Genomic DNA, 23,875 nt, shown 5'->3' on the forward strand with positions numbered 1-23,875 from the left:
ACTTCCCCCTATGAATGACTGGCCCCAGGGATGGAACGCGGACGGTGGCGGCTACGGGCGCGGTGGCCCGAGACCCGCCCAGCAGCCGGCGCACGGGATGCAGCCCACCGCCGCGCCCCCGTACGGCCACGTGCCTCCGCAGCAGTCCCAGGGCTACGACGACCGCTACGACGGCTACAACACCGGCCAGGTCTACGGGGGCGGCGGCGACCCGCAGGGCCCGCCGGCGCCCGCACGGCGCGGCCGCTTCAAGCGCATCCTGGTGACCGTGCTCATCGTCCTGCTGCTGGTGAGCGTCGGCACCTACTTCTGGGCCGACTCCAAGCTCCGGCGTGAGGTCGATCTCAGCATCGTGAAGGACCGGCCCGAGGCCGGGGAGGGCACCAACTACCTGATCGTCGGCTCCGACAGTCGCGAGGGCCTCTCCCCCGAGGACCAGAAGCGGCTGCACACCGGCAAGGTCGAGGGCAAGCGCACCGACTCGATGATGATCCTCCACGTCGGTGCCAACGGGAACACCATGGTCTCCCTGCCACGTGACTCCTACGTCACGATCCCCGAGTTCACGGGGTCCGAGAGCGGCAAGAACTTCCCCTCCCCCGGCCAGGCCAAGCTGAACGCCTCGTACTCCACGGACGGCGCGCCGCTGCTGGTCCGCACCGTGGAGTTCAACACCGGGCTGAAGATAGACCACTACGCGGAGATCGGATTCGGCGGTTTCGCCGAGATCGTCGACGCGGTGGGCGGTGTCGAGATGGACATCCCCCGCGACCTCAAGGAGAAGAACTCCGGCATCGACCTGAAGAAGGGCCGCCAGACCCTCGACGGCGAACAGGCGCTGGCCTTCGTCCGCCAGCGCTACGGCCTGGCCGGCGGCGACCTCGACCGGACCAAGAACCAGCAGAAGTTCCTCTCCGCCCTGGCCTCCCAGACGGCCACCCCGTCCACGGTCCTGAACCCGTTCAAGCTCTACCCGGTGATGGGCGCGGGCCTGGACACGCTGATCGTCGACGAGGACATGAGCCTCTTCGACCTCGCCTCGATGTTCTGGGCGATGAAGGACGTCACGGGCGGCGGCGGCAAACAGATGAACATGCCGATCGCGGGCCCCGCCCCGGGCGGCTCCCTGAAGTGGGACATGCCGAAGGTCAAGCAGCTCGTCTCGGAGCTCAAGAACGACGACCCGGTCACGGTCACCGACTGACCCCACACCCACCCCGCGCCGCCGCCCCAGACACCCCCGACGCCCCGCTCGCCCCCGGCGACCGGGGCGTCGGCGCGTCCGCCAGATCCGTCAAACATGTGGCGGCGTACGATTTCAGGAATCACCGCACGGCAGCGTCTTCCTGTAATTGGGGACATAGGATTCCACAAGATCTTCCAGCGCCTCCCGGTTGACATTCTGATCTCCCGGGACAGGAGTCCGGGCCACGACGGAATAACGGCTCCCGCCCTTCGGACCTCCAGGACACTCGAATACGACGGCAGCACCATCCGCCCACGTCGCCATGTTTCCGTTTATATTTACTGCCGACACATTCTGCACCGCTTCGTCTGCGGCGTCACGCACGGTGAAATTCGCTGCACGCCAATCGCCGTACAGGACGATTGAAGCTCTGCCGTCAATTCGGAGAGTGCACGAATATTCGGCGCCACCCTGGCCGTGAGGTTTTTCTCTCTGCCTGGCCTCTTCCCCGTTTACGAGAAAAGGTTCGACAAGTGACGGGTTCACCCGAACACCGCATAGATTGTCCGGCGTGGCGTAACTACGCTTTGGATCATTGCCGCAGGCCGACAGACCCGCGACAAGACCAGTGATCAACAAGGTGCCCACTATCCGCGCCGTCAACCCTTGATGGACAGGCCCCACGACACCCCCTCCACATGACTACTACCCGCCTGAATCGCGGCGACATCAGAAAGGACTCGTACGGTATCGCCGTCGACTCCACCCCTCCTTCCCGCACGAACAACCGCCTCCCGGGCCGCTTCGATCACCGCATCCCGGCCACCCGCGTATGCGGCGCCTGCTTTCACCTGCGCTTCGGTGGCCGTGTCCTGGGAGACACCCTTCACAATGCTCTCCTGAATGTCTTCGGAAAGCCATCCGATGACATTTCCCGCGGCAGGCACACGCGAGGCGGCAGCGTCAATTCCGGCACCAAGGATACGGTCCACCCATTTCTGCTTGTCGGCAACCGATTCATTGAATGCTTCATCCGAAGCTGCATGGTATTCGTGGACAGCCTCGATGCGAGCCTCGCTCATGATGCCCGCCATCAATGCACCTGGGGCCAGTACGCTGCGCAAACGCTCGGCATCGTAAGCGCCCGGCCGCTCACCCCCGTTCACCGCCTCGTCCACCAATTGAGAGGTGAGCGCTCGCTGAGCGGCAGTGATCGAGCCGTACGCCTCCGGATCCTGGGAAATGACGGACAGGAGAGACTGAATACTCTCGTTGCGGAAATTTGCAGACTCCCCGAATGGGCGGAAAATGGAATCTTCTCCGGAACTGTAGAGCGCCCGCTGAACATCCGGCATATATTCAGCGACGATGTTTCCGAGGCTGTCACGCATCGCGTAAAGCGGACCAGAATCTGCGGATATTTCTCCGTTTTCGTTACGTCGAAGCATCTCCTGGTTGATCCCGAAAAGGTCTACCACCTGAACGGCTAGTTCTGCCTGCTCGGCGGTGTGTTTAACAGCAAACACCGATGGGTCCACGTCATACGGTCGCCCAGTTGTTGCGGCCTCCAAGGCGTGCCCCAAGGCGTCAGGACCTCCGGTGGCTGCGGCAGGACCGTCAGGGTACGGAAGTAGGCTGTCAGCGGGCCACTTGAACTCCTCATCCGCGAATACATTCAAGTACTGCGTGAAGTCAGCCTCTGCGGACCGGTCCGCCGTCCCGTCTTCCCGGTAGACCGTCGGGGTGTCGGTGAAGAATTTCGTAGCCGCCTCCGGACTGTGGCCCAGAGCTTCCAGGACGCTGTTGAGGGGAATGTATCCCGCACCGTTCTTCCCCGAGGGGTTGAAGCCGTAGTCCTCATCACCGGGCAGCGTCGGCTTGTTCCACAGGAATCGGCGCAGGTCCTCGCGGTGGAGCTGGGTGACATGTTCGGCGATCGGGTTGAGGAATTCCGGGTCGTAGTTTCCGTAACGGAGCAGACCGCCGAGCACCTGATATCCCAACGGGCTCTCGAAGGCTCCCCGCTCCAACTCGATCGGCTGGGTACCGAGTCGCCGGAATTCGGCACCCCAGCTCTCCGGCAGGTGATATTTCCTGCCCTCAAGACCCTTGGGAGCATCCGGTTCGGTGGCGTTCGCCAGCGCGTGGCCCATGTTGCGCTGCAACTCCCGCACGCCGGCCAACCGTTCGGGGTTGTCGCCCTCGGTACCGTTGATGGACATCCGGCCGTAGAAACGCAAAGCCTCCTCCGGTCCGCCCAGCCCTTCGTAGAGAAGGGTGGCGAATCTGCCGTTGGGTTCGCGGCCGTTGTGCTTGACCAGAGTATTGAACTCGGCAAGCTGCCGGTTACTCATGTCCGGCCCCAGCGCTGCCAGTTCCAGAGCACGTTCGGCCTGCGCGTCGTCGAGCGATGTGTACCGGGCGTGACCGAAGTCATGGGCATTGCCACCGTGGCTCTTCCGGAGAGCACGGGCGACGGAAGTGTCGATCTCCTCGGCCCGGGCGACAAGCCGGTTGATGCGACTCTCCAGCCGGTCCTTCGCCTCGGTCTGCTCCGGCGTGAACTCTGCGGCAGCCGTCGGACCGCCGGGAAACACACAGCGGACCGTGCCGTCGCGGAGATCGGTCACCCCACAGCCGATGACTGCCGCATCCTCGTCATAGGCCTTGCGGAGCGCCGACCGGACCTCGGTCAAGTCGGACTGCGCGTCTCTGAGGACGCTCCAGATGCTCTTGGCCTGAACATGTGCGTCCCGGATCTCCCCCGCGGTCTTGCCTACGAACGGTTTGGTGACCCCGGCGTTCACTCCGGCCCAACGGGCCCGCTCGGAGCGCTTGTGCATGCCCTCCGAAGCCTCGGTCGCCAGTTCATCCAAGGCGTCGGCCATCGCCTTCCAGGCACCGACCGCTTCACCGAGACCGGACAACGGCACCTGGTACACATCGCTGAAGGTGAGTCTTGACATGCCGCTTCCCTCACTGGAAGTACTGGCTGATCTTGGAGACGGGCATGGCCGTGCCGTCACGGTTCCGCAGGGAAGCCTCGATGTCCGCCTCGTCCTCGGAGTGCCGCTTCCGCGTGAAGTCCAGGTGGTTGGAGATGTGGGCGAGCGCTTGGAGCAGCGTCTTGGCCTGGCTGTCCCAGATCTCGACCGTGAGCGAGAGAGCGGCCCCCGTGGCGAAGTTGTGTGCCGTCAACTGCTGAGCGGCGCGCATGCTCGAGCCGGCACCGTCCTTGCCGGCTCCGGCGCCGGCGATGTCGGCAGCCTTTCTGAGGTCACCGTGGAGCTTGAAGGCATCATTGCCCACCCGGCCGAGATCGTCCTGACGGACGACGAGATCCTCAGCCCCACCGCCCCCTCCTCTCGAGGCGTTGTTCAACCTGGTTCGTGTGGATGCCTCCGCCTTGAGGCGGGTCCACTCCTCGTCGAACGACACTCGTCCCCCACGGTTTCTCCGGCCAGTCACGGTCCGAGCGCGACTGCGTACGCGAAGCTACCGGATTCCGGAGAGAGCTACCACGAGGGGTGGCCGCCTTCACGAATCATGCGCGGATCGCCGGCAGGCCCCGAGGTGAGTCCCGCGCCGCATCCACAGCCCCGACATCGGCGGGGTCGCCCACAAGCGCATCGCCATCCGCCTCGGTGAACGGCGAATGCCCCCGCCGGGCCGACCGCGGGGGCATTCATCTCCGGGGCGCTGCGGGGGCCCGGAGCGCCGGTCGGTCACCTGGGCAGGTTGCGGGCCATCACGATGCGCTGGACCTGGTTGGTGCCCTCATAAATCTGCGTAATCTTGGCGTCGCGCATCATGCGCTCCACCGGGTAGTCCCGGGTGTAGCCGTACCCGCCGAGGAGCTGGACGGCGTCGGTGGTGACCTCCATGGCCGCGTCGGAGGCGAAGCACTTGGCGGCGGCGCCGAAGAAGGTCAGGTCGGCGTCGACCCGCTCGGACTTGGCGGCGGCGGCGTAGGTGAGCTGGCGGGCGGCCTCGATCTTCATCGCCATGTCGGCCAGCATGAACTGGACGCCCTGGAAGTCGGCGATCGGCTTGCCGAACTGCTTGCGCTCCCGGACGTAGCCCTTGGCGTAGTCGAGGGCGCCCTGGGCGATGCCGAGGGCCTGGGCGGCGATGGTGATGCGGGTGTGGTCGAGGGTCTTCATCGCGGTGGCGAAGCCCGTGCCCTCCTCGCCGATCATCCGGTCGGCGGGGATCCGGACGTTGTCGAGGTAGACCTCACGGGTGGGCGAGCCCTTGATGCCGAGCTTCCGCTCCGGGGCGCCGAAGGAGACGCCCTCGTCGGACTTCTCGACGACGAACGCGGAGATGCCGCCCCGGGTCCGCTTCTCCGGGTCGGTGACGGCCATCACCGTGTAGTACTCGCTGACGCCGGCGTTGGTGATCCAGCGCTTCACGCCGTTGAGCACGTAGTGGTCGCCGTCGCGGACGGCGCGGGTCTTCATGCCGCCGGCGTCCGAGCCCGCGTCGGGCTCCGACAGACAGTAGGAGAACATCCCCTCGCCCCGGGCGAGCGGTGTCAGGTACTTCCGCTTCAGCTCCTCGGAGCCGGAGAGCGCCACGGGCAGCGAGCCGAGCTTGTTGACGGCGGGGATGAGGGAGGACGAGGCACACACACGGGCGACCTCCTCGATCACGACGACGGTGGCCAGGGCGTCGGCCCCGGCACCGCCGTAGCTCTCGGGGACGTGCACCGCGTGCAGGTCGTTGGCGGTGAGGGCGTCCAGCGCCTCCTGGGGGAAGCGGCCCTCCTCGTCCACCTCGGCGGCGAAGGGCGCGATCTTGGCCTCGGCGAGCGCGCGCACCGACTCGCGGAGCATCTCGTGCTCCTCGGACGCCCGGTAGAGGTCGAATTCGGTGGACGACAAGAGCCCTCACTCCCAGCTGCTAACTACCGTTAAGTAACGTGATTCTAGTGCGGCGCCCCGGACCGGGCATAGGTGACGTGGGCGACAGCGGGGACGACCGCGGGGACGGCGGCCCGCCCGCCCGGCCGATATGCTCGCCGCAATCCGCTGGCACGCGTATACGGAGTAGCGATGGCACCCAAGATCACCGTGATCGGCACCGGCTACCTAGGCGCCACCCATGCCGCCGCCATGGCCGAACTCGGCTTCGAGGTCCTGGGGCTGGACATCTCCCCCGAGAAGATCGCGACGCTCTCCGCCGGCGAGGTCCCCATGTACGAGCCGGGGCTGGAGGAGCTGCTGCGCAAGCATGTGGCGGGCCACCCGGGCGCCAGCGGGCGCCTCCGCTTCACCACCTCCTACGAGGAGGTGGGCGAGTTCGGCGACATCCACTTCGTCTGCGTCAACACCCCGCAGAAGCACGGCGAGTACGCCTGTGACATGAGCTACGTCGACAGCGCGTTCGCCTCCCTGGCGCCGCATCTGCGCCGCCCCGCGCTGGTCGTCGGCAAGTCCACGGTGCCGGTGGGCAGTGCCGAGCGGCTCGCCGCACTCCTGACGGAGCAGGCCCCGGCCGGGGAGGGCGCGGAACTGGCGTGGAACCCGGAGTTCCTGCGCGAGGGGTTCGCCGTCCAGGACACCCTGCACCCCGACCGGATCGTCATCGGTGTGACGAGCGAGCGCGCCGAGAAGCAGCTCCGCGAGGTCTACGAACGGCCGCTGGCCGAGGGCTCGCCGCTGGTGGTGACCGACTTCCCGACCGCCGAGCTGGTGAAGGCCGCCGCCAACTCCTTCCTCGCCACCAAGATCTCCTTCATCAACGCCATGGCCGAGGTCTGCGAGGCGGCCGGCGGTGACGTGGCGAAGCTGGCCGAGGCCCTCGGCCATGACGACCGGATCGGGCCCAAGTTCCTGCGGGCCGGTATCGGCTTCGGCGGTGGCTGCCTGCCCAAGGACATCCGGGCGTTCATGGCCCGGGCGGGCGAACTGGGCTCGCCGCAGGCGCTGGCCTTCCTCCGCGAGGTCGACTCGATCAACATGCGGCGCCGCGGCCACATGGTCGAACTGGCCCGCGAGGCGGCCGGCGGTTCCTTCCTCGGAGTACGGGTGGCGGTCCTCGGGGCCGCCTTCAAGCCGGACTCCGACGACGTCCGCGACTCCCCCGCGCTCAACGTGGCCGGGCAGATCCACCTCCAGGGCGGCCAGGTCACCGTCTACGACCCCAAGGCCATGGAGAACGCCCGCCGGGTCTTCCCCACCCTCGGCTACGCCCCGAGCGCCCTGGAGGCCGCGCGCGGCGCCGACGTGGTGCTCCACCTCACGGAGTGGCGGGAGTTCCGTGAGCTGGACCCGGCGGCGCTCGGCGAGGTCGTCACCGGACGGCACCTCCTGGACGGGCGCAACGCGCTCGACGCGGACCGCTGGCGCGAGGCCGGCTGGACCTACCGCGCCCTGGGACGGCCCCGGGCCTGACCGGCACGAGCCTGTTCAGGCCGGTGGAGCGGGCCCTGCGTCCCCGGAAAACTCACCTCGCCGGGAGCGGTGCGCCGCTCGGCGGAGCGTCGCGGGTGACACCGCACCGTGACGGGTTTCGTCCGGGGGCCCCGGGTCAGCCGTAGGGGTGTCGGCCCGGCCCCGGGCGGCCGGGGGGCGGGAACCTCGGAGCTGAAGGAGAGACCATGGCCGTCGCACGCAAGGGCTGGACCGTCATCGACTGCCCCGACCCGGACGCGCTCGCCCGCTTCTACGCCGACCTGCTGGGCGGGGAGCCGCGGAGGGGGGCCGGTGGGCAGGAGGAGCCGGTCTCCGACCGCTGGGTGGAGCTGACCACCGAGGACGGCTGGAAGCTGGCGTTCCAGCGGGCCGAGGACTTCGTCCCGCCCCGGTGGCCCTCGGGAGAGCGTTCCCAGCAGATGCATCTCGACGTGTACGTGGACGACATCGCCGCGACGGAGCCCGCCGTGCTGGAGCTGGGGGCCCGTGCCCTGGACACCGACGACGAGGGCGGGAAGCGGGGCTTCCGGGTCTACGCCGACCCCGCGGGGCATCCGTTCTGCCTCGTCCGGCAGAGCTGAGCGCCCCAGCGGCACGGGGCGGCGCCCTTCCGGCGCGGGGCGGGCGACGCGACCCGGCTCCGGGCGGCGCGAGGCGGCGCGGACCGGCGCGGCCCGGGCCGGCGCGGCGCGCGATGCTCCGGCCGACGGCGCCGGGTCCCGCGGACCTCAGCCGGTCCCGGCACCCGGCGGCCCGGGCGGCCACCGGCTTCCTGACCGGCCGGCCCGCCCGCCCGCCGGAGCCTGCCTCCGGAGCCCTCGCGGCCGTGCCGGAACCGGGCGGTCCGCGGCGTCCCGCCCCCTCTGCCCGTCCCCTCTGCCCGCCCCGGTCCGCGAGGCCCGGTCCGCCGGTCCGCCGGGCCACCGGGCCACCGGACCGCCAGGGAGGGCGAGCGGGTCACCCGCCTCAGATCATCCGGCCGGTCCGTCGAGTTCCTCGATGGTCGCGTTGGACGGCCCGCGCCGGGTGCGCAGCTCCCGGGCGACGTCCTCGGCGGCGCGCAGGGTCCGGACGGCGTTCTGCCAGGTCAGCTTGGCCAGATCGGACCGCGACCAGCCACGGCGGAGCAGTTCGGCGATCAGGTTGGGGTAGCCCGCGACGTCGTCCAGGCCGGCCGGGGTGAAGGCGGTGCCGTCGAAGTCGCCGCCGATGCCGAGGTGGTCGATCCCGGCGACCTCGCGCATGTGGTCGAGGTGGTCGGCGACGGTCGCGGGGGTGGCCACGGGGCGCGGGTGGCGCTCCTCGTACATCCGCTGCACGCGCATCGCGGCCTCGGTGGTGTCGAGCGGGTGGAGGCCGTGCGCCTTCATGTTGAGGTCGGCGGCGTGCGTCCACGCGATGGCCTCGGGCAGCACGAACTTCGGGACGAAGGTGACCATCGCCGTGCCGCCGTTGGCGGGCAACTGCTCCAGCACGTCGTCGGGGATGTTGCGCGGGTGGTCGCAGACGGCGCGCGCGGAGGAGTGGGAGAAAAGGACGGGCGCCTCGGTGACGCGCAGCGCGTCGCGCATGGTGCCTGCCGAGACGTGCGAGAGGTCGACGAGCATCCCGAGGCGGTTCATCTCCCGGACGACCTCCTCGCCGAAGCGGCTGAGGCCGCCGATCCGTTTCTCGTCGGTCGCGGAGTCGGCCCAGGCGATGTTGTCGTTGTGGGTGAGGGTCAGATAGCGGACGCCCAGCGCGTACAGGGCGCGGAGGGTGCCCAGGGAACAGTGGATGCTGTGCCCGCCCTCGGCGCCCATGAGGGACGCGATCCGGCCCTCGGCCCGGGCGGCCTCGATGTCGTCGGCGGTCAGGGCGCGGCGCAGGTCGGCGGGGTGGCGGGCGAGGATCTGGTCCACCGCGTCGATCTGTTCGAGCGTGGCACTGACGGCGCGGTCACCGTCGTAGTCGGAGCGGACGAAGACGGACCAGAACTGCGCGCCGACGCCGCCCGCCCGCAGCCGGGGGATGTCGGTGTGCAGGCAGTCGCTCTGGTCGGTGGCGAGGTCGCGCCGGTCCAGGTCGTAGCGGACCTGTTCGCGCAGCGCCCAGGGCAGGTCGTTGTGTCCGTCCACGACGGGGTGTTCGGCGAGAAGCGCTCGGGCTTCGGCGAGGTGGTCCGGTGTCCGGTCGAGATCGGTCATGATCCCATCCTCACCCGCGATCCGGCCGTTCTCGACCGAGCGCGCACGATCACCTTCGGTCGGCCACCGTCCGGCCCTTCCCGGACCCCTGTCCGGCCCCGGACCCTCGCGCCCGTCAGCCGCCGAAGCCGAAGCCGCCCGCGCCGCCCGTCCGGGCCCGCAGCCGCCGCCCCTTCTCCGCCGCCTGCTCCCCCAGCTTCCGCTGGAACTCCCGCATCCGCTCCCGCAGCCCGGGGTCGTGCGCCGCGAGGATCCGGACCGCCAGCAGCCCGGCGTTGCGCGCTCCCGCGACGGAGACGGTGGCGACGGGCACCCCGGCCGGCATCTGCACGATGGAGAGCAGGCTGTCCATGCCGTCAAGGTGTTTCAGCGGCACGGGGACGCCGATCACCGGGAGCGGGGTGACGGAGGCGAGCATCCCGGGGAGGTGGGCGGCGCCGCCCGCGCCCGCGATGATCACCTTCAGGCCGCGGTCCGCCGCCTCCTCCCCGTAGGCGATCATCTCGCGCGCCATGCGGTGCGCGGAGACGACCTCCGCCTCGTAGCCGATCCCGAACTCGGCGAGGGCCTCGGCCGCGGCCTCCATCACCGGCCAGTCGGAATCCGAGCCCATGACGACGCCGACGACGGGTGCGGGGGCGGTGGCGCTCATTCGGTGATCGTCCCTCGGAGGTAGCCGGCGGCGTGCCGGGCGCGGTCGAGGACCTCGGACAGGTCGTCGCCGTAGGTGGTGACGTGGCCGACCTTGCGGCCGGGCTTCACGTCCTTGCCGTACATATGGATCTTGAGCTGGGGGTCCCGGGCCATGCAGTGCAGATAGGCGGAGTACATGTCCGGGTAGTCGCCGCCGAGGACGTTGACCATCACGGTCCACGGCGCGCGGGCCCCGGGCGCGCCCAGCGGCAGGTCGAGGACGGCGCGCAGGTGGTTGGCGAACTGCGAGGTGACGGCCCCGTCCTGGGTCCAGTGGCCGGAGTTGTGCGGGCGCATCGCCAGCTCGTTGACGAGCAGGCGGCCGTCCCGCGTCTCGAACAGTTCGACGGCGAGATGGCCGGTGACGCCGAGTTCACGGGCGATGGTCAGCGCCATCCGCTGCGCCTCGGCCGCACGCTCCCCGGAGAGGTCCGGTGCGGGCGCGATCACGGTGTCGCAGACCCCGTCCACCTGCACGGACTCCACCACGGGGTAGGCGACGGCCTGGCCGTGCGGCGAGCGGACGACGGAGGCCGCCAGCTCGCGGGCGAAGTCCACCTTCTCCTCGGCGAGCACGGGCACGCCCGCCCGGAACGGCTCGGCGGCCCCGGCCTCGTCCCGGACGACCCAGACGCCCTTGCCGTCGTAGCCGCCGCGGACGGTCTTGAGGACCACCGGGTATCCGTCGCCGCCGGTGGCGCCCTCGGCCGCGAAGCGGGTGACGTCGGCCGGGTCCGTGACGATCCGGTGGCGGGGGCTCGCGATGCCGATCCGGTCCAGCGCGGCCCGCATCACCCCCTTGTCCTGCGCGTGGACCAGCGCGTCCGGGCCGGGACGGACGGGGACGCCCTCCGCCTCCAGCGCCCGCAGATGCTCGGTCGGCACATGTTCGTGATCGAAGGTGATCACGTCACAGCCTTGTGCGAAACGCCGAAGGGTGTCGAGATCGCGGTGGTCCCCCACCACCACGTCACGCACGACCTGGGCCGCGGACTCCTGCGGGGAGGCGCTGAGCAGCTTGAACCTGATGCCGAGCGGGATGCCCGCCTCGTGGGTCATACGGGCGAGCTGGCCGCCGCCGACCATGCCGACTACCGGAAATGTCACCGGTCCAGGGTATCCGCCCGCCGGTGGTGCCCCGGCGGGCGGATACTCGGAGGATCCTCCAAGCACCCGGCCACCCGCCCGCGGCGGGGCGCTGTCGCCTTCCGGGCGCGAACCGGCGAGCGACGCGCCACGGCCCTGGATAGCATGAGGAGCCGGACCACCCAGCACCCAGGCCGCCGAGCGACGGAGCCAGATCACCCCCATGACCGGACGGCCGACGAGACTGCGCCAGCGCCTACGGCGGCTCGCCCGCGAAGCCGCCAAGTTCGGGACGGTGGGGGCCTTCGGCACCGTGGTCAACATCCTGGTCTTCAACCTCTGCGTGCACGGCTTCGGGCTGGCCGTCGTCCGCTCCGGGGTGATCGCCACGGCCGTCGCGACCTTCACCAACTACATCGGCAACCGGCACTGGACCTACCGGGCCCGGGACAAGAGCGGGCAGAGCCGGGAGCTGGGCCTGTTCCTCTTCTTCAACCTCATCGGCCTGATCATCGAGAACGGCATCCTGGCGCTCTCCCACTACGGCCTCGGTTTCACCTCCGCGCTCGCCGACAACCTCGCCAAGAACGTGGTGGGGGTCGGCGCGGCCTCGGTGTTCCGCTTCTGGTCCTACCGGACCTGGGTGTTCCGGGGGCGGCCGGAGCGGGAGACCGTCACGGTCGGTACCTTCCCCGCCGGCGCGGCCGGGCCCGCCGGCGCGGCCGGCGGGCCGGGCGGTGCCGGCCCCGTCGGGGAGCAGGAACGCCCGCTGGGCTGAGCGCGGCTTGCCGTGCGCCGGCCGGGGAACGACGAGGCCTACGGGGCCGACCGGACCCGCGGGCCCGCCTACCTCACGAGCCCGCGCACCTCAGGAGACCGCACCTCACGAGTCCGCGCCCCACGAGACCGCCCGGCTCAGGAAGACCGCGAACACCGGTGGCCGCTGCTGCAGCAGTTCGAGCCGGCCGCCGTCCGCCTCCGCCAGGTCCCGGGCCACCGCCAGGCCGATGCCCGTGGAGTTGCGCCCGCTGACCGTGCGCTCGAAGACGCGCGCGCCGAGTTCCGGGGAGACGCCCGGGCCCTCGTCCGCGACCTCGACGACGACCTGGTTGCCGGTGACCCGGGTGCGCAGCGCCACCGTCCCCGCCCCGTGCATCAGGGAGTTCTCCACCAGCGTGGCCAGCACCTGGGAGACGGCGCCCGGGGTGCCCACGGCCCGCAGCCCCTTCTTGCCCGAGCAGACCACGGCCCGGCCCGCGCTGCGGTAGGCCGGCCGCCACTCCTCCACCTGCTGCTTGACCACCTCGTCCAGGTCGAAGGAGACACCCGAGCCGCTGCGCGGGTCGCGGGAGTTGGTGAGCAGCCGCTGGACCACGTCGGTGAGCCGCTCGACCTGCCCGAGCGCTATGGCGGCCTCCTCCTTCACGGTCTCCGGGTCGTCCGTGGCGGAGATCTCCTCCAGCCGCATGGAGAGCGCCGTCAGCGGGGTGCGGAGCTGGTGCGAGGCGTCCGCGGCGAGCCGCCGCTCGGCGGTGAGCATCCGCGCGATCCGTTCGGCGCTGGCGTCCAGGACATCCGCGACCCGGTCGAGTTCGGGGACGCCGTACCGGCGGTGACGCGGCCGGGGGTCGCCGGAGCCGAGCCGCTCCGCGGTGTCGGCGAGGTCGGTGAGCGGGGCGGTCAGCCGGCGTGCCTGCCAGAGCGCCAGCAGCAGGGCCGCCAGGACCGCGAAGAGCGAGACGGCGCAAATGATCAGTACGGCGCGGACGATCTCGTCACGGACGGCGGCGGAGGACTCCCGGACGGTGATCCGTTCCCCTTGCTCACCGGTGACCCGGGCCTCGATGGCCTCGCCGCCGGGGCGGTCGCCGATCTCGATCGTCCCGCCGCCGGGGAGGTCGACGCGGGCGTAGCGGCCCGCGGTCACCTGGTCGTGGAGGAGGTCGCGGCCGATCTCCTCACCGCTGTCGCCGCCGGCGAGCCGGCCGTCCACCACGCTCATCAGGCGGACCGCGTCGGACTCCACGCTCTCGTGCGCCGACTCCATGATCGTGCGGGACTCCACCAGGACCAGGGAGATCCCGAACACGGCGATCACCACGAGGACCACGGCGAGGGTGGAGTTGATCAGACGACGGCGCACGGTGCCCTCCGGGGCGAGGGCCTGGCGGGGTTCCGGGGACGGTCGCGCGGGCCCGCGGGGTCAGCTCTTCTCGAAACGGAATCCGACACCGCGCACGGTGGCGATGTAGCGGGGGTTGGCGGCGTCGTCGCCCAGCTTCTTGCGGAGCCAGGAGATGTGCATGTCGAGCGTCTTGGTCGAGGACCACCACGTGGTGTCCCAGACCTCGCGCATCAGCTGGTCCCGGGTGACGACCCGGCCGGCGTCCCGGACCAGCACCCGCAGCAGGTCGAACTCCTTGGCGGTGAGCTGGAGTTCCTCCTCGTCCATCCAGGCGCGGTGGGACTCGACGTCGATCCGCACCCCGTGGGTGGCCGGCGGCTGCGGGGCCTCGGCCACGCCCCGGCGCAGCAGGGCCCGCACCCGGGCCAGCAGCTCGGCCAGGCGGAAGGGCTTGGTGACGTAGTCGTCGGCGCCGGCGTCGAGGCCGACCACGGTGTCCACCTCGTCGGCGCGGGCGGTGAGCACCAGGATCGGGAAGGTGTGCCCCTCGGTGCGGAGCCGCCGGGCCACCTCCAGCCCGTCCATGCCCGGCAGCCCCAGATCGAGGACGAGGAGATCGACGGCGTCCCGCAGGCCGGTGTCGAGCGCGCCGGGGCCGTCCTCCTTCACCTCGACCTCGTACCCCTCGCGGCGCAGGGCGCGGGCGAGCGGCTCCGAGATGGACGCGTCATCCTCGGCGAGCAGTACACGGGTCATGGGGTGATGGTAGTCCGCGCGGGGTGGCGGCCGGGGTGGTCCCCGGGACCCGGTGGCCCCGGGGGACTGCCGGGGCCACCGGGGCCGGAAGGGACCGGGCAGGACGTGATCCGTCTCTCGTACGGGGCCGCAACGGCCGGCGCCGGTCGCCGCGGGCGCCGGCCTGGCGTTCCTGGTGGCCTCCCGCCGCATCCGGGCGCGGATGGGCGACGTCCGCCGACCGGTCCCGCGGACCCGGCGGCCGGCGACGTTCCGGGAGGGGGCGGCCACGCGGTGCACGGCGTGGCCGCCCCCGTCCGGAGGAGACCGGAGCGGCGGAAGGACCGGCTCGGGCCGCCTCCGGCCACCCCGGAGAAAAAGCGCGGAGAAAAATCCGCTCGGCGGGATTGGAGCCCGCCCTCCCGGGTACTCAGCCGGTCCTTGCGGGCGGGAGCCCGTTCGGCCCGGCCCCGCCGGGACCCGGGCCCGCCGGACGATCCGGCGGACCGGAGCAGGTCGGCGCAGGGGAGCGCGGAGCAGGGCAGGGCAGGGCAGGGCAGAGCAGGTCAGCGCGGATCAGGGAGGGGTACGGGGTTGAGGGGCGCGGGGCTCGGGACCGGTCGCGGCGGGAGCCGGCCGGCCCGTCGGGCTGCGCGCGTGACGACGCGGCGCACCGCGGTGCGGTGCGCCGGAGCGGTACGTGCGTGGCCGGGCGCCGGCCGTCTCGTCATGCCAGGGGCCGGGGCACCCGCCGCGGCGCCGGTCGCCCTCCCGGCCCCGGCGCCCCTGAGAAGGGCGGAGCCGTGCGGCGTCCCGGGGCGCGGGACACGGCGGCCGGGCCGGTCACTCCGGTGCGGTGAGCTCCGCCCAGACGGTCTTGCCCATCCCGTCGTCCCGCCGTACGACCCCCCAGTCCTTGCAGAGCCGCTGGACGATGAACATGCCGTGGCCACCGGGGCGGCCCGCGCGGTGCGGGGTGCGGGGCTCGGGGGAGCCCTCGCCGTGGTCCGTGATCTCCAGCCGCAGCACCTTCCCGGCGGCGCCGAGGCGGAGTTCCTCGGGGCCCTCGGCGTGCAGGCAGGCGTTGGTGACCAGCTCGGAGACGACCAGCAGGACGTCCTCGGCGGCGGCACGCTGCTCAGGGGTGCCGGCCGGCAGCCAGCCCCAGTCGTGGAGCGCCTCGCGGGTGAAGTCCCGCGCGGTCGGCACGATCCCGCTGACGCCCTCCAGGCGCAGGGTGCGCACCTGTCCGAAGCCGGCCAAGGGCGGTGGGGACGCTGGATCGCCCGGATCCGGACCGCGATCGCCCGGCGACAACGGGCGAGTGGTGCTCATCAGCGCTTCACCTCACCGGTTCGCCGATAGACAGGTTGTGGGTACCCGACGGTTTCATCAGATTCAGCTGTCTCCTGCCCGACCTCTCCAGGGGAACACCCACATATTCGAGATATTCGTGTCACGTGGTGTGACGGGCGTAACGGTTCGTCCACGGAGCGGGCGGGGCGGTCGAAGGGGTGGATCAGTCGGCCGGTGAGTCGGCGAGCGCTTCCTCAAGGGTGCCGTGGACGGTGAAGACCGCTTCGGCGCCCGTGATCTCGAACACCCGCGCCACGACGGGGAGCATTCCGGCCAGGTGGACCGAGCCTCCGGCGTCCTCGGCCCGGAGCCGGGCGCCGAGCAGCACGTTCAGACCCGTGGAGTCGCAGAACTCCAGCTGGGAGCAGTCCACGACCAGGCGGGACGTCCCCTGGTCGAGGCATTCGTCCAGCGGTCCCCGCAGCGCGTCGGCGGTGTGGTGGTCGAGCTCACCGGCCGGCGTCACGACGGCAGTGGGGCCGTGGTGGCGCACCTCGACGTGCAGTCGGCCCTTGTTCGTACTGCCGACTGTCCCGCGGTCCATGCGCACCCCTTCCGGTTAATGGCGACGGCAGAGCGAAGACTACGCCTTCGATACCGCTCCCGGTAGTCGAACTTCCCCACCAACTACGCAAATACGGACAATTACCCCTTGCTTTGCCACCGGGGAAGCGGGTAGGGCTAGAAGGGACACGTAGGTCACGTCGGCTCGGAGGCGCCGCACACCGCAGGACACGACCGGCTCCGGCAGCCATACGCCGGGAACGATGGAGGATTTTTCCATGTCACGCCAGCTCGACGAAGCGCGCACCGCGTACGGCTCCGCGTCGTACGACCCCGCGTACGAACCCCCCGGGACGCCCGGGATCGCGGCGCTCGCTGCGTCGGCGGCCGCCGACGTGGAGTCCGCGGCTCCGTTCCCCGTGCCCGCCGGCCTCTCCGGCCACCGCGACCTCACGGGCCTCACGGGCCTCGCCGATCTCCCGGCGGCCGGGGGGATCGCGGGGCTCCCCGGGGCGGCGCCCGGTGAGACGGTGGAGCCGCTGGACGCCCGGGCCCTGTCCCGGACGCTCTTCGCCCGGCTGGAAGGGCTGGAGGAGGGTACCCACGAGCACGCCTACGTCCGCAACACCCTCATCGAGCTCAACGTGGCCCTGGTGAAGTTCGCCGCGTCGCGCTTCCGGTCCCGCAGCGAGCCGATGGAGGACATCGTCCAGGTCGGCACCATCGGGCTGATCAAGGCGATCGACCGGTTCGAGCTCAGCCGCGGGGTGGAGTTCCCCACCTTCGCGATGCCGACGATCATCGGTGAGATCAAGCGCTTCTTCCGGGACACCAGCTGGTCGGTGCGGGTGCCCCGGCGCCTTCAGGAGCTGCGGCTGGACCTCGCCAAGGCGGGCGACGAACTGGCCCAGCGGCTCGACCGCTCGCCCACGGTCGCCGAACTCGCCGAGCGCCTCTCGATCACCACCGACGAGGTCGTGGAGGGCATGGCCGCGAGCAACGCCTACACGGCCAGCTCGCTCGACGCCCAGCCCGAGGAGGACGACAGCGAGGGCGCCCTCGCCGACCGTCTCGGCTACGAGGACCACGGGCTGGAGGGCATCGAGTACATCGCCTCCCTCAAGCCGCTGATCGCCGAACTCCCCTCCCGGGACCGGCAGATCCTGTCCCTGCGGTTCGTCGCCAACCTGACCCAGGCGGAGATCGGCGAGGAGCTGGGCATCTCGCAGATGCACGTCTCCCGGCTGCTCTCCCGGACGCTGAGACGGCTGCGCTCAGCGCTGCTCGTCGAGGAGTGAGCGCGGCTCCCCCTCCCCCGTCTTCCCCTCAGCTTCCCCTTCCGGCACATCGCTTCGGCAGCACGGAGAAGCCCGTCCCCCGTGGGGCGGGCTTCTCCGTGTCTTCCCCCGCGCCCGCAGCGGTCCCCCGGGCCGGCGGTACGGCGGCGTGGCGGTGCGGGCGGAGCGGTGGGGCCGTGGCTCAGTGGACCCGTGCGCCGCGCCGCCAGACCGCGGACACCAGGGGCACCCCCGGCCGGTAGGCGAGGTGCACGGGGGACGGCGCGTCCAGCAGCAGCAGATCCGCCCGCGCCCCCGGCGCGAGCCGGCCGACGTCGGTGCGGCGGAGCGCGGCGGCCCCGCCGGCCGTCGCCGCCCACACGGCCTCGTCGGGCGTCATGCCCATCTCCCGCACCGCCAGGGCGATGCAGAACGGCATCGAGCTGGTGAAGGACGAGCCGGGGTTGCAGTCGGTGGAGAGGGCGACGGTGGCGCCCGCGTCGAGGAGACGGCGCGCGTCGGGCCAGGGAGCGCGGGTGGAGAACTCCGCGCCGGGCAGCAGGGTGGCCACCGTGCGCCCCTGGGCGAGGGCGTCGACGTCCTCGTCGGTGAGATGGGTGCAGTGGTCGGCGGAGGCGGCGTCCAGCTCGACGGCGAGCCGCACCCCGGGGCCGTACGAGAGCTGGTTGGCGTGGACGCGCGGGACGAGGCCGCGCGCGGCTCCGGCGGTGAGGATCGCGCGGGCCTGGTCGCCGTCGAACGCCCCCCGCTCGCAGAAGACGTCCACCCAGCGGGCGTACGGGGCACAGGCGTCCAGCATCGGGCCGGTGACGAGGGCGACGTAACCGGCCGGGTCGTCCTCGTACTCGGGCGGCACGATGTGCGCGCCGAGGAAGGTGGTCTCGTCGGTGTGCGCGGCGGCGATCCGCAGGGCGCGGGCCTCCTCGCCGGGGCTGAGCCCGTAGCCGGACTTGGTCTCGACGACGGTGGTGCCCTGGCGCAGCGCCTCGGCGACGTAGCGGGCGACGTTGGCGTGCAGCCGCTCGTCGCCGGCCGCGCGGGTGGCGGCGACGGTGGTGCGGATGCCGCCCGCGGCGTAGGGGCGCCCGGACATCCGCGCGCCGAACTCCTCGGTGCGGTCCCCGTCGAACACCAGATGGGTGTGGGAGTCGACGAAGCCGGGGAGGGCGGCGCGTCCCCCGGCGTCCACCCGGGCGTCGGCCGTGGGGGCCCGTCCGGCCGGACCGGCCCAGGCGACGCGCTCGCCGTCGAGGACGAGCGCCGCCTCCCGCACCAGCCCGAGCGGGCCCTCGCCCAGGGCGGGATCGTTGGTGACCAGCACCCCGATACCGGTGACGAGGGTGGTGCCGGACGGCACGGACGCGGGGACGGCGCCGGTGGCGGCCGGGACGGACGGCGGGACCGCGGGGGGCGCGCCGGCGGGGGCCGGTCCCCCGCCCGGCCCCGGCTCCTGCCCCGCGGGCTCCGGCCGCCGGCCGCCGGGGCCGCCGGGGCCCTCGGGGCCCTCGGGGCGGCGGGACGCGCGGGGTCCGGCGGTTCCGGACGGGCCGGCTCCGGGTGAGTTCACGGTGTCTCCTCGGTCGGGTGCGGCGGCTCCGTGGCGCTCCGGCGCACGGCGGTCGGCGGTCGGCGGTCGGCGGGGTGCCCCGGCGGGTCACCGCTCGTCCAGCAGGCCGGCGATCGAGCGGGCCAGGGCGGCGGGGACGTCCTCGACGAGCCGGTGCACCCCGTCGCGGACCACGGGGCGGCCGGCGACGACCGTGTGCCGGATGTCGGCGGCCGTCGCGGCGAACACGGCCGTCTCGGCGGCCAGGGCGGGCGGCGGGCCCGCCGTGCGCACCGAGTCCAGGGCGACGGTGGTGAGGTCCGCGAGGGCGCCGGGCGCGATCCGGCCCGCCTCGGGCCAGCCCAGCGCGGCGTGCCCGGTTGCGGTGGCGGCGGTCAGCAGCCCGGCGGCCGTCCAGTGGCCGCGGGTGCGGGAACCGAGCCGTTCGTCCAGTTCCAGGGCGCGCGCCTCCTCCAGCAGGTCGATGACGGCGTGGCTGTCGCTGCCGAGGGAGAGGGGGCTGCCCGCGTCGCGCAGGCGGGCGGCCGGGCCGATGCCGTCGGCGAGGTCCCGCTCGGTGGTGGGGCAGACGCACACGCCGGTGCGGCCGCCGCCGAGCAGGGCGATGTCCGCGTCGGTGAGGTGGGTGGCGTGCACGGCGGTGGTGCCCGGGCCGAGGACCCCGTGGTCGGCGAGGAGCCGGGTGGGGGTGCGGCCGTGGGCGCCGAGGCAGGCCTCGTTCTCGGCCGGCTGTTCGGAGAGGTGGACATGGAGCGGTGCCCCGCGTTTCCGCGCCCAGGCGGCGACCACCGGCAGCCCGGCGGCGGGGACGGCGCGCACGGAGTGGACGGCCGCGCCGATCCGGGCGTGCGCCGCGGGTTTCAGCGCGGCGGCGCGCTCCGCCCAGGCCTCGGCGGTGCCGTCGCCGAAGCGGAGCTGCGGGCCCTCCAGCGGCTCTCCGCCGGAGCCGGAGCCCAGGCCGGCGGAGAGATAGGCGGTGTCGAGGAGGGTGATCCGGATGCCGGCCTCGGCCGCCGCCGCGATCAGCGCCTCCCCCATGGCGTTGGGGTCGGCGTAGCGGACGCCGCCGGGCGCGTGGTGGAGGTAGTGGAACTCGCCGACGCAGGTGATGCCCGCCAGGGCCATCTCGGCGTAGACCGCGCGGGCGAGGGCGTGGTAGCCGTCCGGGGTGAGCCGGGCGGCGGCCGCGTACATGACCTCGCGCCAGGCCCAGAAGGAGCCGGGCGCCCCGCCGGGCCGGGCCCGGGCCGCTCCCCCGCCGGACGCCTCCGCTCCCCCGCCCGGGCCGCCCGGGCCGCCGCCGGACTGCGTACGGCCGCGCAGGGCACGGTGGAAGGCGTGGGAGTGCGCGTCGGCCAGGCCGGGGAGGGTCAGCCCGCGCAGCGGCTCCGCTCCGGGCGGCGGGGCCGGGACGCCGGGGGTGACCTCGGTGATCCGCCCGTCCTCGCCGGTCACGACGGTCACCCCGGCCTGGATCCCGGACCCCGCCCCGGCCCCGGCCCCACCACCGCTTCCGTCACCGCCGCCCCGGCCGTCGCCGCCGTCGCCGCCGTCACCGTTACCGTCACCGGTCCAGGCGTACTCGGCCCAGTAGGTCAGGGGCACGCCAGTCCCTCCAGTACGTCGGCGAGCGCGGTGACCCCGGCGAGACAGTCGTCCTCGGCGGCGGTCTCGGCGGGTGAGTGCGAGACGCCGGTGGGGTTCCGTACGAAGAGCATGGCGGACGGGACGGCCGCGGAGAGGATGCCCGCGTCGTGTCCGGCGCCGGTCGGCAGCAGCCGGGCACCGCCGAGCAGCCCGGCGATCCGGTCCCGCAGGGCGTGTTCGAACTCCACCACGGGGGTGTACGACTCCCGGGTGACGCGCACCGTCACCCCGTCCCGCTCCCCGTGGGCGGCCGCGGCCCGTTCGACGGCGGTGACCAGCGCGTCGAGGGTGCGCTCGTCGGCGGCGCGCGAGTCGAGCCAGCCGCGGACGAGGGAGGCGATGGCGTTGACGCCGTTCGGCTCGACGGCGGTCTTGCCGAAGGTGGCCAGCGCCCCGGCGCGGTGGGCCTCCTCACGGGCGGCGAGCACGGTGTGCGCGTAGGTGAGCATCGGGTCGTGCCGGTCGGTGAGGAGCGTGGTGCCGGCGTGGTTGGCCTCACCGTGGAAGTCGAAGCGCCAGCGGCCGTGCGGCCAGATGGCGGAGGCCACGCCCAGGGGGTCACCGGTGCGGGCCAGGGTGCGGCCCTGTTCGACATGGAGTTCGACGAACGCGCCGATCCGGGCGAGGCGTCCGGGGTCGGGGCCGAGTCCGTCCGGGTCGTGCCCGGCCCGCTCCATCGCCGTGGCGAGCGTGGTGCCCCCGGCGTCGCGGAGCGCGCGGGCGGCCTCGGGGGTGAGCCGGCCGGTGGTGAGGCGGGAGCCCGCGCAGGCGAGGCCGAAGCGGGCGCCCTCCTCGTCGGCGAAGTTGGCGACGGCCAGCGGACGGGACGGGCGGGCACCCCGGGCGAGGAGTTCGTCGAGGGCGGCGAACGCGGAGACGACGCCGAGCGGCCCGTCGAAGGCGCCGCCGTCCGGTACGGAGTCCAGGTGCGAGCCGGTCACCACGGCGCCGGACCCCGCGCCGGGGCTGCCGGAGGCGCCGCCGGTGCCGGGTCCGCCGGACGGGGCCGGATCCGCGTCCGCGGGCTCGCCGAGCCAAGCCCACTGGTTGCCGTTGCGGTCCGTCTCGCAGCTCAAGCCGCGGGCGCGGGCCTGGTCGGCGAACCAGGCGCGGCAGTCGGCGTCGGCCGCGGTCCAGGCGTACCGGCGGTAGCCGCCGCTGCCGGGGTGACGGCCGAGGGGCGTGAGGTCGCGCCACATCTCCTGGAAGGACGCGCCGCGCGTCCAGCCCCGGACGGCGGGGGCGGCGGGGCTCATCCGGCCACCCCTTCCCCGCCGTTCCCGGAGCCCCCACCGGGGACGGTCCCGGGGACGCCGCCGGAGCCCTCGGGGCCGCCCTCGCGCATCGGGACGCGGACGCCGCGCTCGGCGGCGATCTCCTCGGCGCGCTCGTACCCGGCGTCGACATGGCGGATGACGCCCATCCCAGGGTCGTTGGTGAGCACCCGGCGGATCTTCTCCCCGGCGAGCGCGGTGCCGTCGGCGACCGTCACCTGCCCGGCGTGGAGGGAACGGCCCATACCGACGCCGCCGCCGTGGTGGATCGAGACCCAGGAGGCCCCGGAGGCGACGTTCACCATGGCGTTGAGCAGCGGCCAGTCGGCGATGGCGTCCGAGCCGTCGCGCATGGCCTCGGTCTCGCGGTACGGGGAGGCGACGGAGCCGCAGTCGAGGTGGTCGCGGCCGATGACGACGGGGGCGCGCAGCTCGCCGGAGGCCACCATGTCGTTGAAGCGCTCACCGGCCTTGTCACGTTCGCCGTAGCCGAGCCAGCAGATCCGGGCGGGCAGCCCCTGGAAGTGCACGCGCTCGCCCGCGAGCTTGATCCAGCGCGCGAGCGACTCGTTGCCGGGGAAGAGGTCGAGGACGGCGCGGTCGGTGGCGGCGATGTCGCGGGGGTCGCCGGAGAGCGCGGCCCAGCGGAACGGGCCCTTCCCCTCGGCGAACAGCGGCCGGATGTAGGCGGGGACGAAGCCGGGGAAGTCGAACGCCCGCCCGTATCCGGCGAGCTGGGCCTCGCCGCGGATGGAGTTGCCGTAGTCGAAGACCTCGGCGCCCGCGTCCTGGAAGCCCACCATCGCCTCCACGTGCCGGGCCATGGACTCCCGGGCACGGGCGGTGAAGTCGGCGGGCTTCTCGGCGGCGTACCGGGCCATGTCCGCGAAGTCCACGCCGACGGGGAGGTAGCTGAGGGGGTCGTGGGCGCTGGTCTGGTCGGTGACGATGTCGATCGGCGCACCCTCGGCCAGCAGCCGGGGCAGCACCTCGGCCGCGTTGCCGAGCAGTCCGATCGACAGCGGCTCACGGCGGTCGCGGGCCTCGGTGGCCAGCCGCAGCGCGTGCTCGGGACTGTCCGCGCGGACGTCCAGGTAGCGGTGGCCGATGCGGCGTTCGATGGCGCGGGGGTCGCAGTCGACGCAGAGGGCGACACCGCCGTTCATGGTGACGGCGAGCGGCTGCGCCCCGCCCATGCCACCGAGTCCGGCGGTGAGGGTGACGGTGCCGGCGAGGCTGCCGTCCCCCCGCCCGCGTTCCGCGAGCCGGGCCGCGACGGCGGCGAAGGTCTCGTACGTGCCCTGGAGGATGCCCTGGGTGCCGATGTAGATCCACGAACCGGCCGTCATCTGCCCGTACATGGTGAGGCCGAGCGCCTCCAGCCGGCGGAACTCCTCCCAGGTGGCCCAGTCGCCGACGAGGTTGGAGTTGGCGATCAGCACGCGCGGCGCCCACTCGTGGGTCCGCATCACCCCGACGGGGCGGCCGGACTGGACGAGCATCGTCTCGTCCGGTCCGAGGCCGCGCAGGGTGCGGACCATGGCGTCGAACGAGTTCCAGTCGCGGGCGGCCTTGCCGGTGCCGCCGTAGACGACGAGCCGGTCAGGGTGTTCGGCGACCTCCGGGTCGAGGTTGTTGCTCAGCATGCGCAGGGCGGCCTCCTGCGGCCACCCCCGGGCGCTCAGCTCCGTGCCGCGCGGCGCGCGCACGGGTCGCGGTCCCGCCATGGGCCTGCCTCCCTGCCGGGCCGGGCCTCCGCCCGACCGCATGGATTGATTCATTCACATGGTCGCCCCCTG

At 72.5% G+C, this 23,875-nt stretch carries 20 protein-coding genes; 5 read left to right on the forward strand and 15 right to left on the reverse strand.

What is annotated here, in order from left to right; genetic code table 11:
• The first annotated feature begins 10 nt into the window (after positions 1 to 10).
• Positions 11 to 1,204: an LCP family protein gene (locus tag HCK00_RS19805; protein WP_168103356.1), complete on the forward strand. Its 1,194-nt coding sequence runs from the start codon at positions 11 to 13 to the stop codon at positions 1,202 to 1,204.
• A gap of 114 nt (positions 1,205 to 1,318) precedes the next feature.
• On the opposite strand, the gene HCK00_RS19810 is transcribed toward HCK00_RS19805, so the two are convergent.
• The 4 genes from HCK00_RS19810 to HCK00_RS19825 form a co-directional block, all read right to left on the reverse strand.
• Positions 1,319 to 1,825, reverse strand: coding sequence for a hypothetical protein (locus HCK00_RS19810; RefSeq protein ID WP_168103357.1), 507 nt, complete (start codon positions 1,823 to 1,825; stop codon positions 1,319 to 1,321).
• 20 nt (positions 1,826 to 1,845) lie between these two features.
• Positions 1,846 to 4,152 carry a DUF6571 family protein gene (locus tag HCK00_RS19815; protein ID WP_168103358.1) on the reverse strand — a complete coding sequence of 769 codons (2,307 nt, stop codon included), beginning with the start codon at positions 4,150 to 4,152 and terminating at the stop codon, positions 1,846 to 1,848.
• Positions 4,153 to 4,162: 10 nt separating this feature from the next.
• Positions 4,163 to 4,624 carry a hypothetical protein gene (locus HCK00_RS19820; protein WP_168103359.1) on the reverse strand — a complete coding sequence of 154 codons (462 nt, stop codon included), beginning with the start codon at positions 4,622 to 4,624 and terminating at the stop codon, positions 4,163 to 4,165.
• A 287-nt stretch (positions 4,625 to 4,911) separates the two neighbouring features.
• Entirely contained in the window at positions 4,912 to 6,072 is a 1,161-nt protein-coding gene (locus tag HCK00_RS19825) for an acyl-CoA dehydrogenase (protein ID WP_277348264.1), read from the reverse strand.
• Between the two features lie 171 nt (positions 6,073 to 6,243).
• Here HCK00_RS19825 and HCK00_RS19830 point away from each other — a divergent pair, with 171 nt between their 5' ends.
• Both HCK00_RS19830 and HCK00_RS19835 read left to right on the forward strand, forming a co-directional pair.
• Positions 6,244 to 7,584, forward strand: a complete 1,341-nt coding sequence (locus tag HCK00_RS19830; RefSeq protein WP_168103360.1) for a UDP-glucose dehydrogenase family protein — start codon at positions 6,244 to 6,246, stop codon at positions 7,582 to 7,584.
• Between the two features lie 206 nt (positions 7,585 to 7,790).
• Positions 7,791 to 8,186, forward strand: coding sequence for a VOC family protein (locus tag HCK00_RS19835; RefSeq protein ID WP_168103361.1), 396 nt, complete (start codon positions 7,791 to 7,793; stop codon positions 8,184 to 8,186).
• A gap of 390 nt (positions 8,187 to 8,576) precedes the next feature.
• Here HCK00_RS19835 and HCK00_RS19840 read toward each other — a convergent pair whose 3' ends face one another.
• The 3 genes from HCK00_RS19840 to HCK00_RS19850 all read right to left on the reverse strand — a co-directional run bounded on the left by HCK00_RS19840 (position 8,577) and on the right by HCK00_RS19850 (position 11,591).
• Positions 8,577 to 9,791, reverse strand: a complete 1,215-nt coding sequence (locus HCK00_RS19840) for a dipeptidase (RefSeq protein WP_168103362.1) — start codon at positions 9,789 to 9,791, stop codon at positions 8,577 to 8,579.
• A 115-nt stretch (positions 9,792 to 9,906) separates the two neighbouring features.
• Positions 9,907 to 10,443, reverse strand: coding sequence for a 5-(carboxyamino)imidazole ribonucleotide mutase (purE, locus tag HCK00_RS19845; RefSeq protein WP_168103363.1), 537 nt, complete (start codon positions 10,441 to 10,443; stop codon positions 9,907 to 9,909).
• Positions 10,440 to 11,591, reverse strand: a complete 1,152-nt coding sequence (locus tag HCK00_RS19850) for a 5-(carboxyamino)imidazole ribonucleotide synthase (protein ID WP_375781986.1) — start codon at positions 11,589 to 11,591, stop codon at positions 10,440 to 10,442. Before HCK00_RS19850 ends, purE begins: the two co-directional genes overlap by 4 nt.
• Before the next feature lie 202 nt (positions 11,592 to 11,793).
• On the opposite strand from HCK00_RS19850, the gene HCK00_RS19855 reads away from it, so the two are divergent.
• Positions 11,794 to 12,348: a GtrA family protein gene (locus tag HCK00_RS19855; protein WP_168103364.1), complete on the forward strand. Its 555-nt coding sequence runs from the start codon at positions 11,794 to 11,796 to the stop codon at positions 12,346 to 12,348.
• Between the two features lie 105 nt (positions 12,349 to 12,453).
• On the opposite strand, the gene HCK00_RS19860 is transcribed toward HCK00_RS19855, so the two are convergent.
• The 4 genes from HCK00_RS19860 to HCK00_RS19875 form a co-directional block, all read right to left on the reverse strand.
• Positions 12,454 to 13,713, reverse strand: a complete 1,260-nt coding sequence (locus HCK00_RS19860) for a sensor histidine kinase (RefSeq protein WP_168103365.1) — start codon at positions 13,711 to 13,713, stop codon at positions 12,454 to 12,456.
• A 60-nt stretch (positions 13,714 to 13,773) separates the two neighbouring features.
• The gene (locus HCK00_RS19865; protein ID WP_168103366.1) at positions 13,774 to 14,451 is read right to left on the reverse strand and encodes a response regulator transcription factor; all 678 of its coding nucleotides are present in this window, start codon (positions 14,449 to 14,451) and stop codon (positions 13,774 to 13,776) included.
• Positions 14,452 to 15,273: 822 nt separating this feature from the next.
• The gene (locus HCK00_RS19870) at positions 15,274 to 15,765 is read right to left on the reverse strand and encodes an ATP-binding protein (protein WP_168103367.1); all 492 of its coding nucleotides are present in this window, start codon (positions 15,763 to 15,765) and stop codon (positions 15,274 to 15,276) included.
• A gap of 184 nt (positions 15,766 to 15,949) precedes the next feature.
• Positions 15,950 to 16,330, reverse strand: coding sequence for an STAS domain-containing protein (locus HCK00_RS19875; protein WP_168103368.1), 381 nt, complete (start codon positions 16,328 to 16,330; stop codon positions 15,950 to 15,952).
• A gap of 238 nt (positions 16,331 to 16,568) precedes the next feature.
• Between HCK00_RS19875 and HCK00_RS19880 the strand changes: the two genes are divergently transcribed.
• Complete coding sequence (locus tag HCK00_RS19880) at positions 16,569 to 17,588, forward strand: RNA polymerase sigma factor SigF (protein ID WP_168103369.1); 1,020 nt, start codon at positions 16,569 to 16,571, stop codon at positions 17,586 to 17,588.
• Positions 17,589 to 17,769: 181 nt separating this feature from the next.
• Here HCK00_RS19880 and hutI read toward each other — a convergent pair whose 3' ends face one another.
• The 4 genes from hutI to hutU all read right to left on the reverse strand — a co-directional run bounded on the left by hutI (position 17,770) and on the right by hutU (position 23,803).
• Complete coding sequence (gene hutI / locus HCK00_RS19885; RefSeq protein ID WP_168103428.1) at positions 17,770 to 18,945, reverse strand: imidazolonepropionase; 1,176 nt, start codon at positions 18,943 to 18,945, stop codon at positions 17,770 to 17,772.
• Between the two features lie 297 nt (positions 18,946 to 19,242).
• Positions 19,243 to 20,631: a formimidoylglutamate deiminase gene (locus tag HCK00_RS19890; protein WP_168103429.1), complete on the reverse strand. Its 1,389-nt coding sequence runs from the start codon at positions 20,629 to 20,631 to the stop codon at positions 19,243 to 19,245.
• A gap of 119 nt (positions 20,632 to 20,750) precedes the next feature.
• A complete protein-coding gene (locus tag HCK00_RS19895; RefSeq protein WP_168103370.1) occupies positions 20,751 to 22,058 on the reverse strand; it encodes an allantoate amidohydrolase in 1,308 nt (435 codons plus the stop codon).
• Complete coding sequence (hutU, locus tag HCK00_RS19900; protein ID WP_240965739.1) at positions 22,055 to 23,803, reverse strand: urocanate hydratase; 1,749 nt, start codon at positions 23,801 to 23,803, stop codon at positions 22,055 to 22,057. Before hutU ends, HCK00_RS19895 begins: the two co-directional genes overlap by 4 nt.
• Positions 23,804 to 23,875 lie beyond the last annotated feature (72 nt).

The organism is Streptomyces zingiberis (genome assembly GCF_012034935.1).
Lineage (GTDB): Bacteria > Actinomycetota > Actinomycetes > Streptomycetales > Streptomycetaceae > Streptomyces > Streptomyces zingiberis.

Bases quoted from the DNA above. Each gene is read 5' to 3' on its own strand.
- HCK00_RS19805 (WP_168103356.1), top strand. From the start codon at position 11: ATGAATGACTGGCCCCAGGGATGGAACGCGGACGGTGGCGGCTACGGG.
- HCK00_RS19815 (WP_168103358.1), bottom strand. From the start codon at position 4,152: ATGTCAAGACTCACCTTCAGCGATGTGTACCAGGTGCCGTTGTCCGGT.
- HCK00_RS19830 (WP_168103360.1), top strand. From the start codon at position 6,244: ATGGCACCCAAGATCACCGTGATCGGCACCGGCTACCTAGGCGCCACC.
- HCK00_RS19835 (WP_168103361.1), top strand. From the start codon at position 7,791: ATGGCCGTCGCACGCAAGGGCTGGACCGTCATCGACTGCCCCGACCCG.
- HCK00_RS19840 (WP_168103362.1), bottom strand. From the start codon at position 9,791: ATGACCGATCTCGACCGGACACCGGACCACCTCGCCGAAGCCCGAGCG.
- purE (WP_168103363.1), bottom strand. From the start codon at position 10,443: ATGAGCGCCACCGCCCCCGCACCCGTCGTCGGCGTCGTCATGGGCTCG.
- HCK00_RS19855 (WP_168103364.1), top strand. From the start codon at position 11,794: ATGACCGGACGGCCGACGAGACTGCGCCAGCGCCTACGGCGGCTCGCC.
- HCK00_RS19865 (WP_168103366.1), bottom strand. From the start codon at position 14,451: ATGACCCGTGTACTGCTCGCCGAGGATGACGCGTCCATCTCGGAGCCG.
- HCK00_RS19870 (WP_168103367.1), bottom strand. From the start codon at position 15,765: ATGAGCACCACTCGCCCGTTGTCGCCGGGCGATCGCGGTCCGGATCCG.
- HCK00_RS19875 (WP_168103368.1), bottom strand. From the start codon at position 16,330: ATGGACCGCGGGACAGTCGGCAGTACGAACAAGGGCCGACTGCACGTC.
- HCK00_RS19880 (WP_168103369.1), top strand. From the start codon at position 16,569: ATGTCACGCCAGCTCGACGAAGCGCGCACCGCGTACGGCTCCGCGTCG.
- HCK00_RS19895 (WP_168103370.1), bottom strand. From the start codon at position 22,058: ATGAGCCCCGCCGCCCCCGCCGTCCGGGGCTGGACGCGCGGCGCGTCC.
- hutU (WP_240965739.1), bottom strand. From the start codon at position 23,803: ATGGCGGGACCGCGACCCGTGCGCGCGCCGCGCGGCACGGAGCTGAGC.